This window comes from Sulfurimonas sp. HSL3-1, assembly GCF_039645995.1.
GTDB lineage: Bacteria > Campylobacterota > Campylobacteria > Campylobacterales > Sulfurimonadaceae > Thiomicrolovo > Thiomicrolovo diazotrophicus.
The window spans coordinates 368,223-382,305 of sequence record NZ_CP147920.1 but is presented as its reverse complement, the minus strand read 5'-3'; the positions used below and the strand labels follow the sequence as shown (position 1 = coordinate 382,305).

Annotated in this window: 10 protein-coding genes and 5 tRNA genes; all 15 read right to left on the bottom strand. The window is 55.0% G+C overall.

The features are described 5' to 3' along the window. Positions 1 to 31: 31 nt before the first annotated feature. The gene (gene rpoC / locus WCY31_RS02000) at positions 32 to 4,540 is read right to left on the bottom strand and encodes a DNA-directed RNA polymerase subunit beta' (RefSeq protein WP_345972936.1); all 4,509 of its coding nucleotides are present in this window, start codon (positions 4,538 to 4,540) and stop codon (positions 32 to 34) included. Next, positions 4,518 to 8,690 (bottom strand): DNA-directed RNA polymerase subunit beta, encoded by a 4,173-nt coding sequence (gene rpoB, locus WCY31_RS01995; RefSeq protein WP_345970576.1) that lies wholly within the window; start codon positions 8,688 to 8,690, stop codon positions 4,518 to 4,520. Before rpoB ends, rpoC begins: the two co-directional genes overlap by 23 nt. A 176-nt stretch (positions 8,691 to 8,866) precedes the next feature. Continuing rightward, complete coding sequence (rplL, locus tag WCY31_RS01990) at positions 8,867 to 9,241, bottom strand: 50S ribosomal protein L7/L12 (protein WP_345970574.1); 375 nt, start codon at positions 9,239 to 9,241, stop codon at positions 8,867 to 8,869. Positions 9,242 to 9,273: 32 nt separating this feature from the next. After that, positions 9,274 to 9,756, bottom strand: coding sequence for a 50S ribosomal protein L10 (rplJ, locus tag WCY31_RS01985; protein WP_345970572.1), 483 nt, complete (start codon positions 9,754 to 9,756; stop codon positions 9,274 to 9,276). A gap of 175 nt (positions 9,757 to 9,931) precedes the next feature. After that, positions 9,932 to 10,627: a 50S ribosomal protein L1 gene (gene rplA, locus WCY31_RS01980; protein WP_345970570.1), complete on the bottom strand. Its 696-nt coding sequence runs from the start codon at positions 10,625 to 10,627 to the stop codon at positions 9,932 to 9,934. 73 nt (positions 10,628 to 10,700) lie between these two features. Then, positions 10,701 to 11,126 carry a 50S ribosomal protein L11 gene (gene rplK, locus WCY31_RS01975; protein WP_345970568.1) on the bottom strand — a complete coding sequence of 142 codons (426 nt, stop codon included), beginning with the start codon at positions 11,124 to 11,126 and terminating at the stop codon, positions 10,701 to 10,703. Positions 11,127 to 11,150: 24 nt separating this feature from the next. After that, the gene (nusG, locus tag WCY31_RS01970) at positions 11,151 to 11,681 is read right to left on the bottom strand and encodes a transcription termination/antitermination protein NusG (protein WP_345972935.1); all 531 of its coding nucleotides are present in this window, start codon (positions 11,679 to 11,681) and stop codon (positions 11,151 to 11,153) included. Between the two features lie 10 nt (positions 11,682 to 11,691). After that, the gene (gene secE, locus WCY31_RS01965) at positions 11,692 to 11,877 is read right to left on the bottom strand and encodes a preprotein translocase subunit SecE (protein WP_345970565.1); all 186 of its coding nucleotides are present in this window, start codon (positions 11,875 to 11,877) and stop codon (positions 11,692 to 11,694) included. 105 nt (positions 11,878 to 11,982) lie between these two features. After that, a tRNA-Trp gene (locus tag WCY31_RS01960) sits at positions 11,983 to 12,058 on the bottom strand. Between the two features lie 26 nt (positions 12,059 to 12,084). Next, entirely contained in the window at positions 12,085 to 12,237 is a 153-nt protein-coding gene (gene rpmG, locus WCY31_RS01955) for a 50S ribosomal protein L33 (RefSeq protein WP_231020107.1), read from the bottom strand. 34 nt (positions 12,238 to 12,271) lie between these two features. After that, a complete protein-coding gene (gene tuf, locus WCY31_RS01950; protein WP_345970563.1) occupies positions 12,272 to 13,471 on the bottom strand; it encodes an elongation factor Tu in 1,200 nt (399 codons plus the stop codon). A 120-nt stretch (positions 13,472 to 13,591) separates the two neighbouring features. Continuing rightward, a tRNA-Thr gene (locus WCY31_RS01945) sits at positions 13,592 to 13,666 on the bottom strand. 84 nt (positions 13,667 to 13,750) lie between these two features. Further along, positions 13,751 to 13,827 (bottom strand) — tRNA-Gly (locus tag WCY31_RS01940). A 2-nt stretch (positions 13,828 to 13,829) separates the two neighbouring features. Then, a tRNA-Tyr gene (locus WCY31_RS01935) sits at positions 13,830 to 13,915 on the bottom strand. 55 nt (positions 13,916 to 13,970) lie between these two features. Continuing rightward, a tRNA-Thr gene (locus tag WCY31_RS01930) sits at positions 13,971 to 14,046 on the bottom strand. Positions 14,047 to 14,083 lie beyond the last annotated feature (37 nt).

Here is a 14,083-nt window from a genome sequence, read left to right as displayed (position 1 = left end):
AGGGTGCGGGGAAGCCCCGCGGGAGAGTTGCTTACGCGTCGAAGTCGATCGTGTAGTCTTTGTACATACCGGTACCGGCCGGGATGGTACGACCGATGATGACGTTCTCTTTCATATCGGTCAGGTCGTCGATCTTCGCGGAGACCGCCGCTTCGGTCAGGACCTTGGTCGTATCCTGGAAGGACGCCGCGGAGATGATCGAGTCCGCACTGACGGAGGCACGGGTGATACCGACCAGGAACGGCTCGGCGATCGCCGGCTCGCCGCCCAGGCGCAGGATCTTCTCGTTCTCTTCCTTGAAACGGTTCTTCGAGACGAGGTCGCCCTGAATGAACTTCGTATCGCCGGACTTGACAATCTTGACCTGGCGGATCATCTGGGTAAAGATGACCTCGATGTGTTTGTCCGCGATGTTAACCCCCTGGCGGCGGTAGACCTGCTGGACTTCACTGACCAGGTAGTTGTACAGCGCCTTGACACCGAGGATACGCAGAATCTCGTGGCTCGAAACCATACCGTCGGAGAGGCGTTCGCCGGCGTGAACGAATTCGCCCGGGTGGACCAGGGCGTTCTGGTTCTTGTCGACAAAGTACTCTTTCATGATGCCGTTTTCACCGGTAATGATGATACGCTCCTTGCCGCGCAGCGGCTTACCGAAGCTGACGACACCGTCGATCTCGGCGATAAGGGCGACATCTTTCGGTTTACGCGCTTCGAAGAGCTCGGAAACCCGCGGAAGACCCCCGGTAATGTCCCGGGACTTCTGGAGCGCTTTCGGTGTCTTCGCCAGGATGTCGGCGACGTTGACCTCCGCACCGTCCTGGGCGAAGACCGCCGTCTTCGGTTCAACCGCGTAGCGGATGATCTCGCCGGTTTCCGTCGCCAGCACGATCGCCGGCTTGTATTCCGGCGCGATGTATTCGTTGATCATCAGACGCGTTTTACCCGTCAGTTCGTCGAACTGCTCGGACGCCGTCACACCCGGGATGATATCTTCGAACTTGACCGTACCGGCCGCTTCGGAGATGATCGGGTTGGAGTACGGGTCCCACTCGGCGATGACGAGGGATTCCGCCGTCGCCGCGTGTGCGATGACCGTGGTGGCCTCCGCAGCCGCATCGTCCTCGATATCGACGATGGAGCCGCGGGCGATGTAGTGGCGGTTCGCTTCACGGTCGTCGGCATCGACGACGACGGCGAAGAGCCCCTTCTCGGTGACTTCGTAGCCCTTGCTGATCGCATCGTAGCGCTCGAGGTAGTCCCCTTTGAGCAGGAAGAACTTCACGGTGCCTTTCGCACCCGCTTCGACACGCTGTGTGACCGGCGCACCGTCATCGACGAGCAGCTCGGAAGCGTACGGGATACGGTTCGGAACGTTCCAACCGTCGCGGATCGTTTCGACGATCGACTCGTGCGCCGTCACCGTCGCGCCGCTCTCGTACGGCAGGTAGAATTTCCCTTCGATCTTACCGCTGACGCCGGCCAGTTCGTTCGGACGGGCAACCTCGGTCTTACGCAGGGTGTAACGCTGTGTCTGCTCACCGTTGCTCACGCTGATAAGCACTTCGTCGTGGATCGACTGAATGTCGATCGTACCGTCGAACGGCGCTTTGATCTTCGGCTCGACCAGGAGCACACCCGCATTACGGCGGTTGGCAACGATGTTCTTGCCTTCCTGGTTCTTATAGGTTTTCAGGTTGTAGTAACGGATGAAACCTTTCTTCGTCGCCGTGACCTGGCGCTCTTCACGGGTACTGGACGCCGTACCGCCGACGTGGAAGGTACGCAGGGTCAGCTGCGTCCCCGGTTCCCCGATCGACTGCGCCGCGATGATACCGACGGCTTCCCCTTTGCGGACCAGTTCGCCCGTTCCGAGGTTTTTACCGTAACAGAGCGCACAGACGCCGCCTTCGGACTTACAGGTCGCCGGTGTACGGATATGCACGGACTTGATGCCCGCTTCAACGATCTTGCTCGCCTTGATCTCGTCGATCAGCTCGCCCTCGGGGTAGAGGATCTCGTTGGTGATCGGGTCGATCGCGTCTTCGGCGAGTACGCGGCCGTAGATACGGTCTTCGAGCGGTTCGATCATTTCGTTACCGATGGAGATATCCGTGATCTCGATCCCCTCGTGGGAACCACAGTCATCCTCGACGATCTTCACGTTCTGCGCGACGTCGACGAGTTTACGCGTCAGGTAACCGGCATTTGCCGTCTTGAGCGCGGTATCCGCGAGACCTTTACGGGCACCGTGGGTCGAAATGAAGTACTCGAGGACGTTCAGACCCTCTTTAAAGTTCGAGATAATCGGCGTTTCAATGATCGAGCCGTCCGGCTTCGCCATCAGACCACGCATACCGGCCAGCTGGCGGATCTGCGCCGCAGAACCCCGCGCCCCGGAGTCAGCCATCATGTAGATGGAGTTGAAGCCCGCTTTGTCGTTCTCAATCAGATGCATCATATCGCCCGCAAGCGTATTGTTGACGTCGGTCCAGACGTCGATAATCTTGTTGTAACGCTCCTGCTCGGTCAGAAGGCCCGCTTCATACTGCTTCTGGATCTCTTTGACTTTCGCCTTGGACTGCGCGATCAGCTCCGGTTTCTCTTCGGGGACGATAACGTCGTCGACGGAGATGGAAACACCCGCCTCGGTCGCATGTTTGAAACCGAGGTTTTTGAGGCGGTCAAGGAAACCGGCTGTGACGGCGATACCACCATGCTTCTGGACATAGTCGACCAGGGCGTTGATCGCCTTTTTCTTCATGACGCGGTTCCACAGATCGACCGGGACGAAGTCAGGCAGGATCTCTTTGATAAGGAGACGGCCGACCGTCGTGGTAATCATGCGTCCGTCGACACGGGTACGGATGCGGGCGTGCAGATCAAGCGCACCCTGCTCCAGCGCGATACGGATCTCGTCGACATTGGCAAAGAGTTTGTTCGAACCGACGACGCCGTTCTTCTCCAGGGAGATATAGTAGATCCCGAGGACCATATCCTGTGACGGTGTCGCGATCGCTTTACCGGACGCCGGCAGCAGGATGTTCATGGATGAGAGCATCAGGACCTTCGCCTCGGCGATCGCCTCGGCGGAGAGCGGCACGTGGACCGCCATCTGGTCACCGTCGAAGTCGGCGTTGAAGGCCGCACAGACGAGCGGGTGCAGCTGGATCGCTTTACCGTCGATCAGGCGCGGGTGGAAGGCCTGAATAGACAGTTTGTGCAGCGTCGGCGCACGGTTGAGCATGATCGGGTAACCTTCAACGATCTCTGAGAGGCACTCCCAGACTTCGTTAGTCTGGTCTTCGATCATCTTTTTGGCCGCCTTGACGGTCGTCGCGTACCCTTTGTCTTCGAGCTTCGCGATCAGGTGCGGCTTGAAGAGCTCAAGGGCCATCTTTTTCGGCAGACCGCACTGGTCCATCTTGAGGTCCGGACCGACGACGATGACGGAACGGCCGGAGAAGTCGACGCGCTTACCGAGCAGGTTCTGACGGAAACGTCCCTGCTTACCTTTGATAACCTCGGAGAGGGATTTCAGCGGACGCTTGTTCGCACCCTTGACGGCATTGGCACGACGGCCGTTGTCGAAGAGGGCATCAACGGATTCCTGAAGCATACGCTTCTCGTTGCGCACGATGATCTCCGGCGCTTCGAGCTCGATCAGACGCTTCAGACGCTGGTTACGGTTGATAACACGGCGGTAGAGGTCGTTGACGTCGGAGACGGCGAACTTGCCCCCGTCCAGGGAAACCAGCGGACGCAGATCCGGCGGCAGGACCGGCAGAACCGAAAGCATCATCCATGCCGGGTTGTTTCCGGAGTTCAGGAAGGATTCGATGACCTTCAGACGCTTGACGATCGTTTTGCGCTTCGCTTCGGAACGGGTCCCCTCCATCTCCTCTTTGAGGACGGAGAAGAGTTCAACCAGGTCGATGTCGTCGAGCAGGTCACGGATGACCTCGCCGCCCATCTGGGCAACGAAACCGCTCTCACTGTAGCGCTGGTTAAGGGTACGGTACTGCTCTTCGTTGAGGACGTCGTACTTCAGAACCGGGGCGCTCTGCTCCGCGTCATAGAACGCTTCACCGCCGCTTTTGACGATGTACGCCTCGTAGTAGAGTACACGCTCGAGGTCTTTCATTTTGACACCCAGGAGCGTACCGATACGGCTCGGCAGGGAGCTGACATACCAGATGTGCGCTACCGGCGTGACCAGATCGATGTGACCCATACGGGTACGGCGTACTTTTGACGTTGTGACTTCAACGCCACACTTCTCACAGACGACGCCCTTGTAGCGCATCTTCTTGTATTTGCCGCAGAGACACTCGTAATCGCGGACCGGACCGAAGATCTTGGCACAGAAGAGGCCGTCGCGCTCCGGTTTCAGGGTACGGTAGTTGATTGTCTCCGGCTTTTTGACTTCGCCGTGGCTCCAGGAGAGGATCTTCTCCGGGCTCGCCAGGCGGAACTGCAGCTGTTTAATGTCCTTCGGGCGATTCTCTTCCGTTACTTCAATCGGCACTAATTTGCTCATCGTCTTCCACCTCGTCAAAAATCTCTACATCAAGCGCAAGGGATTGCAGCTCTTTTGTCAGTACGAACAGCGTTTCCGGAATACCGGATTCCGGCACGCTTTCACCTTTTGTCAATGCTTTGTACGCCGCGACACGACCGTCAACGTCATCCGACTTGATCGTCAGCATCTCTTTGAGGACCGCGGAAGCACCGTAGGCCTCGAGAGCCCATACTTCCATCTCCCCGAAGCGCTGACCGCCGAAGAGGGCTTTACCGCCGACCGGCTGCTGGGTAACGAGGGAGTACGGCCCCGTGGAACGGGCGTGGACTTTCTCGTCGACCAAGTGGTGCAGTTTGATGACGTACATGTAACCGACGTTGACACGCTCTTTGAGCTGTTCACCGGTCTTACCGTTGAACAGGACGGTTTTACCGTCTTTATCCATCTTCGCCATCGCGAAGAGGTTCTCGAACTCTTCGGCGTTGACCCCTTCGAAGATCGGCGTCGCGAAACGGACCCCGCCCTTCGCCCAGTCACGACCGAATTTCAGGATCTCGTCGTCGCTCATCTTGGCAACGGCATCCTCGAGTTTCATCAGGCGTGCCGCGCCGGCGATCTCGCCGAGCTGCTTGCGAATCGAAGCGATCAGATCCGCCTGTTCCTGCTCGAACTGCTCCTGGATCTGGTAGCCGAGCTCGCGGCCGACCATACCGAGGTGCATCTCGAGGATCTGACCGATGTTCATACGCGACGGAACCCCCAGCGGGTTCAGACAGACGTCAACGGAACGGCCGTTGGCCATGTACGGCATATCAACTTCCGGGACGATCGTAGAGACGATACCCTTGTTCCCGTGACGACCGGCCATCTTGTCCCCGACTTTCAGCTTGCGCTTCGTCGCGATGTAGACCTTGACGTACTTGACGACGCCGTTGGGGAGGATGTCGTCTTTTTCAAGGATCGTCAGCTTCTCTTCGTGCTCGTCGCGGAACTTCTTCTTCTCTTTCTGGAAGTGGTTCTTCGTCTTGTTGTACTTCGCCTGGACCTCTTCGCTGTACGCTTTGACGATGTTGTTCATCGCGAAACGGTTGACGTTCTCAAGGTCTTCCGCCTTGATCAGGTCGCCGGCGCTGTAAGAAGTGCCGTTCGCCGTCACGTCGCTCTCCAGTGGCGACTTCGTCAGCAGGGAGACGACACGCATCATCTCCTCTTTGTCGATCATGAGCAGGCGGTCGTAGTGCTCGCGCTCGAGCTCGTCGCGCTCCGCTTTTTCCATCTCGAGGGTACGCGGGTCTTTGTCATAGCCTTTTTTCGTAAAGACCTTGACGTCGACAACGACCCCCTCCATGCTCGGCGGGCAGTAGAGCGACTTGTTGACGACATGGCCCGCTTTTTCACCGAAGATGGCACGCAGAAGACGCTCTTCAGGCGTCGGCTTCACTTCGCCCTTCGGTGAAACTTTACCGACGAGGATCATGCCACCGTTGACATAGGTACCGATCTTGACGATACCGCTGTCATCCAGATGCGCAAGGTCTTCGTCGCGGACGTTCGGGATGTCACGGGTAATCTCTTCGACACCGTGCTTCAGCTCACGCGCTTCCGCCTCTTTCTCGTAGATGTGAACGGAAGTGTACGCATCTTCGCGGATCAGCTTTTCGGAGATGACAATCGCATCCTCGAAGTTGTAACCGTTCCACGGCATAAACGCGACGAGCGCGTTCTGGCCGAGGGCGAGTTCACCCTGATCCATGTTCGGACCGTCAGCAATGACCTGGCCCGCTTCGACCTTCTCCCCGACCTTAACGATCGGCTTCTGACCGAACGTCGTATTCTGGTTGGTACGCAGGTTCTTCTGCAGCGGGTAGTAGTCGATGACCGCACCCTCTTCGTCCTTGCTGATGACGTAGATGTGGCGGGCGTCGATCTTCTCAACGACACCGGCACGCTTCGCTTTGACGCTTTCCCACGCATCGCGGGCAACCAGTTTCTCGATACCCGTACCGACCATCGGTGCGGACGGCTTGAGCAGCGGTACCGCCTGGCGCTGCATGTTCGATCCCATCAGCGCGCGGTTCGCGTCATCGTGTTCGAGGAACGGAATCAGCGACGCGGCGACACCGACGACCATGTGCGACGAAAGGTCCATGTAATCCGCATCGGTAGGGGAACCGAGAATGATCTCACCGTCTTTGCGCAGCTCGATGAGCTCTTCGGCGAACTTGCCGTTCGCATCGACTTTGTTCGATGCGGCAGCGATGGTCATCCCCTCTTCCTGGGTCGCCGTCAGGTAGATGACGTTCTCGTCACCGTACTGGACGATGCCGTCTTTGACCACGTTGTACGGCGCTTCGATAAAGCCGTGTTCATTGACCTTCGCGTAGGTCGCGAGGGTGTTGATAAGACCGATGTTCTGACCCTCCGGGGTCTCGATCGGACAGATACGGCCGTAGTGCGTCGGGTGGACGTCACGGACTTCGAAGCCCGCGCGCTCTTTGACGAGACCGCCCTCACCCAGTGCGGAGAGACGGCGCTTGTGCGTCACTTCGGAAAGCGGGTTCGTCTGGTCCATGAACTGGCTCAGCTGACCGCCGGAGAAGAACTCCATGATCGTCGAGGTGATCATTTTGGAGTTGATCAGGTCGTGCGGCATCAGTTCGGCCATCGGACCGCTCATCGTAGAGAGCTTGTCCTTGATCGCCTTCTGCATCTTGATCAGACCGTTGTGCAGCTCGTTGCCGAGAAGCTCACCGATGGAGCGGATACGGCGGTTACCGAGGTGGTCACGGTCGTCGATGTGGCCCTTGCCGTTCTTGACCTTGATGACGTACTTGACCGTGTTGATGATATCCTCGTTGGTCAGTACGGTGACGTACTCCGGGATCTCCTGGCCAAGCTTATGGTTCATCTTCATACGGCCGACGCGGGTCAGGTCGTAGCGTTCCGGGTCAAAGAAGAGCTGGTTGACAAAAGCTTTTGCCGCCTCTTTGGTCACCGGTTCGCCCGGGCGCATGACCTTGTAGATACGGATCGCTGCCAGGTCGTTCTCATCTTCGAGCTCTTCCGTCTGCTTGAGCAGCTTCAAGGAGTCCGCGTCCGCCAGGAACGCGTTGATGATGGAGCTGTCGACGCCGGAGGCCAGGTCGTTCGCGATCACGAAGGAGCCGATGCCCGCTTCCGCGATCTTCTTGAGCTTCATCTCGTCGATGGAGGTCATCGTATCGAAGAGAACTTCGCCCGTTTCAGGGTTGATGATCGGTTCGGCAAGGTGACGTTCGCAAAGCACTTCGACCGGGTACTGGACACGCGTCGTGCCGGTTTCGATCATCTTCTGCGCTTTTTTCGCAGAGAGACGTTTGCCGGCTGCGACGAGGACTTCGCCGGATTCGTCACGCAGGTCGAACTCCAGGCGACCGTCGAACTGCTCCGGTTCGAACGGCATCAGGAAGGCGTTGTCGACGATCTCGATCGTCTGGAGCGGGTAGAAGAGCTTCAGGATATCCTGTTTGCTGTACCCCAGGGCACGGAACATGATCGTAACAGGCACTTTACGGCGCTTGTTGATGCGCATGTAGAGGATGTCTTTCGGGTCATACTCGAAATAGAGCCAAGAACCGCGGTCCGGGATGATCTGACCGGTATAGATCAGTTTGTTACCCGCCGTGGTCGCTTCCTCTTCTTTGAAGATAACGCCCGGTGAGCGGTGGAGCTGGTTGACGACAACGCGCTCGACACCGTTGATGACGAAAGAGGTACGGTCCGTCATCAGCGGGATGTCACGGATAAAGATCGACTGTTCTTTGATCTCGCTGACACCTTTTTTCTCTTTCGTGTTCTCATCACGTTCCCAGAGGACCAGTCGGGTCTTCATGCGCAGGGAGACGGAGTAGGTAAGTCCACGTTCCATACATTCGCGTACGGTGTATTTCGGCGTACCGATTTCAGAACCCATGTACTCGAGGGTAATGCGGTTCTGGGCGTCATGGATCGGGAAGACGGACTGGAATACACGTTCCAGTCCACTTTCGGCACGATCCTTCTGATCCATCATCAAAAAGTTTTCGTAAGAGCTCAGCTGCAGTTGAAGGAGGTTCGGAACATCGATCTGTTGCGGGGTTTTAGCGAAGTCAACACGTAAGCGGTTTCCGGAGTAGAGTGTGTTTAACATATAGGCTACCTCGAATGAAGTTAAATTACTGAAAGCGGTTCAGTAAGTGCAGTGTCTAAGCAGGCGTCCCTGCCATAAACGACGTAAGGGCACTTTTGCCAGCCGTACAAAAACGGATGGCAAAAGCGCCCGGAAAAAAGCTCGGAAGGCGAGGCCTTCCGATATGATAGTGAAACTTACTTGAGTTCGACAGAAGCGCCGGCTTCTTCGAGTTCTTTCTTTGCAGCTTCGGCAGTCTCTTTGTCGACGCCTTCTTTGATAACAGAACCGGCAGTTTCGACCGCTTCTTTCGCTTCTTTGAGGCCGAGACCAGTCAGGCCGCGGACAACTTTAATAACGTTGATCTTCTTCGCACCAGCGTCTTTGAGGATAACGTCGAATTCAGTTTTCTCTTCAGCAGCAGCACCAGCGTCGCCACCGGCAACACCAGCAACAGCGACCGGCTGAGCAGATACGCCGAATTTTTCTTCGAACTCTTTAACAAGTTCGGACAGTTCGAGAACGGAAAGGTTAGAGATGTACTCGAGTACGTCTTCTTTAGTTACAGCCATTTTTATCTCCTAATGGTAGTTAGTAATAGTAATTAAGCCTCTTCTTCGCGCTTCTTTCTAAGCGCATCGAGACCGATCGTAAAGTTGGTGAGCGGTGCCATCCAGGTAGCAGCCAGCATGCCAAGCAGTTCGTTGCGACCCGGGAGTTTTGCGAAAGCTTCAATTTTCGCTTTGTCCGCAGGCTCTTTGTCGAGGTAACCGGCTTTGATGCTCAGTTTCTCGTTTTTCTTTGCGAAATCCGCCGCAACTTTCGCCGCACCGATAACGTCGTCGGACCAGATGAAGATGTTCATATCTTTCAGCTCGACACCTGACATCTCTGCGTTTGCCAGAGCAATGTTCGCCAGGGTGTTTTTAACAACCTGAACCTTCGCATCGCTTTGACGTGCCATACCGCGGAGTTCTTCCAGGTCAGCAACACCAAGACCGTTATAGTCACAGATAACGACGGCCGCAACACTTCCGAATTCACCGGTGAGATAGTTGACGACTTCCGTTTTTTCAGCTCTTGTCATTCGTTCTCCTTTCCAGACTTTAACTTCAAGCGGGGCGGGGAAAGGCCGATTAAGCAGCACAGGCTGCCCCCAACTCTCTTCAGTCCAAAGATTTCAGATCTTCGTTTCGTGAAAATCTTGCGTCTGGCATCCGTGATGTCAAACGCAAGACTTCCGTCCCCCGGAGGGGAAGAAATTACTTGATGTCTGCCAGTTCGGCGACGTCAAATTTGAGCGCCGGGCTCATCGTCAGAGAGAGCGCAGCGTTCTTGATGTAGCGGCCTTTGGAAGAAGCCGGCTTCTGCTTGTTGATCGCGGCGACGAACGCTTTGACGTTCTCGGCGATCTTGTCAGCGTCGAAGCTTGCTTTACCGATACCGGCGTGGATGTTACCTTTTTTGTCAACACGGAAAGCGACCTGGCCGCCTTTGACGTTTTTGACTGCGGTAGCAACGTCCGGTGTAACCGTACCCGTTTTCGGGTTCGGCATCAGACCTTTTGGCCCGAGGATACGGCCGATCTTACCGACGACACCCATACAGTCCGGTGCAGCGACAACGACGTCGAAGTCGATGTTGCCCGCCTGGATCATTTCGACGAGCTCATCCGTGCCGACGATATCGGCACCGGCTGCTTTTGCTTCGTCGATTTTAGCACCTTTTGCGAAAACGGCGACGCGAACTTTTTTACCTGTACCGTGAGGAAGCACAACGGCACCGCGGACCATCTGGTCAGCGTGGCGCGGGTCAACACCCAGGTTCATCGCGATTTCGACCGTTTCGTCAAACTTTGCAGACTGCAGTTCTTTTACGACCGCTGCCGCTTCAACGACGCTGTACTGTTTCGCTGCGTCGATTTTGTCATTCAGCTGCTTATAACGCTTGCTAGCCATTTTATTCTCCTGAATTTATTCTGCCGCAGTTTTTTTCTATCTTTGCGGTCGAAGATAGTTCGATTGCTTACAGTTACTCTGTAATTTCGAGGCCCATAGAACGGGCAGAACCGGCGAGGATGTTCGCTGCCATCTCTTCGTCGTCCGTGTTAAGGTCGGCGATTTTCATCTTGACGACTTCCATCAGCTGCGCCTTCGTGATCTTGGCGACTTTGTTTTTCAGCGGGTTGTCAGAACCCTTCTTGATGCCGGCTGCTTTCATCAGCAGTGCAGACGCCGGCGGCTGTTTTGTGACGAAAGAGAAGCTTCTGTCGTTGTAGACCGTAATGATGGTCGGAACTTTGAAGCCCGCTTTGTCTTTTGTCTTCTCATTGAATGCTTTACAGAATTCCATGATGTTGACGCCGCGCTGACCCAGCGCAGGACCGACCGGAGGTGCCGGGTTGGCAGCGCCGGCTTGAATTTGCAACTTGATATAACCCATGACTTTCTTTGCCATTGTGCTTCCTTTTCCTTTGTAAGATTAAATAATTTTTTCGACCTGGGTGTACGAAATGTCCACCGGGGTGCTGCGCCCAAAAATCGAAACATTGAGTTTGAGCGTACCGTGTTCGAGGTCGTACTCGTCGACCGTACCCGTAAAGTTCGCGAACGGGCCGTCGATGATGCGGACCATCTCGCCGTTTTCGAAGTAGACCTTTGGTTTCGGCGCCGCGCGGTTCTCGACGCGGTCGAGGATCGTGTTAATGTCGTTGTCGCTCAGCGGCGTCGGGTGGTTAGCCTCACCGATGAACCCGGAGACGCGCGGCAGCGACTGGATCAGGTGCTGCGTCGGCGTGTCGAGATCGACATTGATAAAAACGTAACCGGAATAGAGGGAACGTTCACTGATCTTTTTCTTACCGTCTTTGACCTCGATGACGTCTTCCGTCGGGACGACGACCTCTTTAATCTTGTCGCCGAGGTTATGCTCGTCGACCAGGTTGAGGATCGCGTTTTTAACGCTGCGTTCGCTGCCTGCATAGGTCTGGATAGAATACCATTGATGTGCCATATGTTCTCCCTTAGCCCAAAATCGCTGACAGTGATGAAGACATGATCAGGTCTACAAGTGCCAAAAAGATCGAAACGAAAGCAACCACCACCACGACGGCGATGAACGCCTGTTTCACCTGCGCTTTAGTCGGGAAAATGACTTTAGAGAGCTCGATGCGGGCGTTTCTGACATAACTGCTAAGTGTTGATTTCATTTCTATTCCTCTTGCGCACCTCGAAGAACCTGACGCGGAGATTTTTCGAGGTACCCATTGACATTCGCGATAACTGAAGCCCACAGGCTGCATTGATCAGGAATGTGGCAGGCGAAGAGGGACTCGAACCCCCAACCATCGGATTTGGAATCCGGCGCTCTACCATTGGAGCTATTCGCCTATGATTCTCCCGAGCGGGAGAACAACTTACAGTTTTGCTTCTTTGTGAACCGTATGTTCGCGGCAGAACTTGCAGTATTTGCGCACAGAGAATTTCTCAGTGTGCGTCTTCTTGTTTTTGCTTGTGTGATAGTTGCGACGTGTGCACTTTTCACAAGCGAGGTGGATATTTTCACGCATGGTTTTTTCCTAGTTTGCGAATCGGGTAGCCCGATTACGCAAGGATTTTGGAAACGACGCCGGCGCCGACTGTACGGCCACCTTCGCGAATCGCGAAGCGTGTACCTTCTTCCATCGCGATCGGAGCGATGAGTTCAGCGACGATTGCAACGTTGTCACCCGGCATAACCATCTCTGTACCTTCCGGCAGAGTGATCGCACCAGTTACGTCTGTTGTACGGACGTAGAACTGCGGGCGGTAACCGTTGAAGAACGGAGTATGGCGGCCACCTTCCTCTTTAGAGAGGATGTAGACTTCTGCTTCGAATTTCGTGTGCGGAGTGATTGAACCCGGCTTACAGAGAACCTGGCCGCGCTCAACAGCTTCTTTAGCGATACCGCGGAGGAGGACACCACAGTTGTCACCCGCAACACCACAATCCATCTCTTTACGGAACATTTCAACACCAGTGACTGTTGTAGTCTGAGTGTCTTTGATACCGACGATTTCAATCGTCTCACCGACACAGACCTGACCGCGCTCAACACGACCAGTAACAACTGTACCACGACCGGAGATAGAGAATACGTCCTCAACCGGCATCAGGAAGTCTTTGTCTGTTTCGCGCTCCGGCTCCGGAATGTACTCGTCAACTGCGTCCATCAGCTTGAGGATTTTTTCGCCCCACTCGCCAACTTCACCAGCTTTTGCTTCTTCCAGTGCTTTCAGTGCAGAACCTGCAACGATCGGAGTATCGTCACCCGGGAACTCGTACTGGTCGAGCAGTTCGCGGATTTCCATCTCAACGAGCTCGAGGAGTTCTTCGTCGTCAACCATATCTTCTTTGTTCATGAAGACAACGATGTAAGGGACACCGACCTGGCGAGACAGGAGGATATGCTCACGTGTTTGCGGCATCGGGCCGTCTGCTGCAGAAACAACGAGGATAGCACCGTCCATCTGTGCCGCACCCGTAATCATGTTCTTAACGTAGTCGGCGTGGCCCGGACAGTCAACGTGCGCATAGTGGCGGTTGTCTGTTTCGTATTCAACGTGAGACGTTGCGATCGTAATACCGCGCTCGCGCTCTTCCGGTGCGTTGTCGATCTGATCGTAGTCCATCAGCTCCGCTTCACCTTTAGTAGCGAGTACCGCTGTGATCGCAGCAGTCAGTGTAGTTTTACCGTGGTCAACGTGACCGATGGTACCGATGTTAACGTGCGGTTTCGTACGTTCAAATTTTTCTTTTGCCATTGTGTCCTCCGACTTTAAGAATTAATGGAAACGGAATTATACCAGATAAAGCGTACAAAATAGCTTTTTAGGCTCCAATTATTACTTTGTCATTACAGGGAAACGTACCCAAACGTTCCGTGGAGCCCAGTAGCAGAATTGAACTGCCGACCTCTTCCTTACCAAGGAAGTGCTCTACCTCTGAGCTAACTGGGCATGTAATCTATAAAGTAATAATGGGAAACTAAAAACTATTTATGTAGTTGTGAAGTAGTAAACAACTTATACTACAGCTCCCAGTGGAGCGGGAAACGAGACTCGAACTCGCGACCCTCAGCTTGGAAGGCTGACGCTCTAGCCAACTGAGCTATTCCCGCAATGGTGGTGAGAGGAGGATTCGAACCTCCGAAGGTAAAAACCAGCAGATTTACAGTCTGCCCTCGTTGGCCACTTGAGTATCTCACCACGGCCTGTTAAATCTGGTCTAACACTGTTTCTAAATGAAAATTCAATTTCAAGATGGTGCCGGCACGAGAAGTCGAATCCCGGGCCTACTGATTACAAATCAGTTGCTCTACCAGCTGAGCTATGCCGGCGTATTTGAAATTGAGCCAGAATTATAGTCGATTTAAC

Bases quoted from the DNA above. Each gene is read 5' to 3' on its own strand.
- rpoC (WP_345972936.1), bottom strand. From the start codon at position 4,540: ATGAGCAAATTAGTGCCGATTGAAGTAACGGAAGAGAATCGCCCGAAG.
- rpoB (WP_345970576.1), bottom strand. From the start codon at position 8,690: ATGTTAAACACACTCTACTCCGGAAACCGCTTACGTGTTGACTTCGCT.
- rplL (WP_345970574.1), bottom strand. From the start codon at position 9,241: ATGGCTGTAACTAAAGAAGACGTACTCGAGTACATCTCTAACCTTTCC.
- rplJ (WP_345970572.1), bottom strand. From the start codon at position 9,756: ATGACAAGAGCTGAAAAAACGGAAGTCGTCAACTATCTCACCGGTGAA.
- rplA (WP_345970570.1), bottom strand. From the start codon at position 10,627: ATGGCTAGCAAGCGTTATAAGCAGCTGAATGACAAAATCGACGCAGCG.
- rplK (WP_345970568.1), bottom strand. From the start codon at position 11,126: ATGGCAAAGAAAGTCATGGGTTATATCAAGTTGCAAATTCAAGCCGGC.
- nusG (WP_345972935.1), bottom strand. From the start codon at position 11,681: ATGGCACATCAATGGTATTCTATCCAGACCTATGCAGGCAGCGAACGC.
- secE (WP_345970565.1), bottom strand. From the start codon at position 11,877: ATGAAATCAACACTTAGCAGTTATGTCAGAAACGCCCGCATCGAGCTC.
- rpmG (WP_231020107.1), bottom strand. From the start codon at position 12,237: ATGCGTGAAAATATCCACCTCGCTTGTGAAAAGTGCACACGTCGCAAC.
- tuf (WP_345970563.1), bottom strand. From the start codon at position 13,471: ATGGCAAAAGAAAAATTTGAACGTACGAAACCGCACGTTAACATCGGT.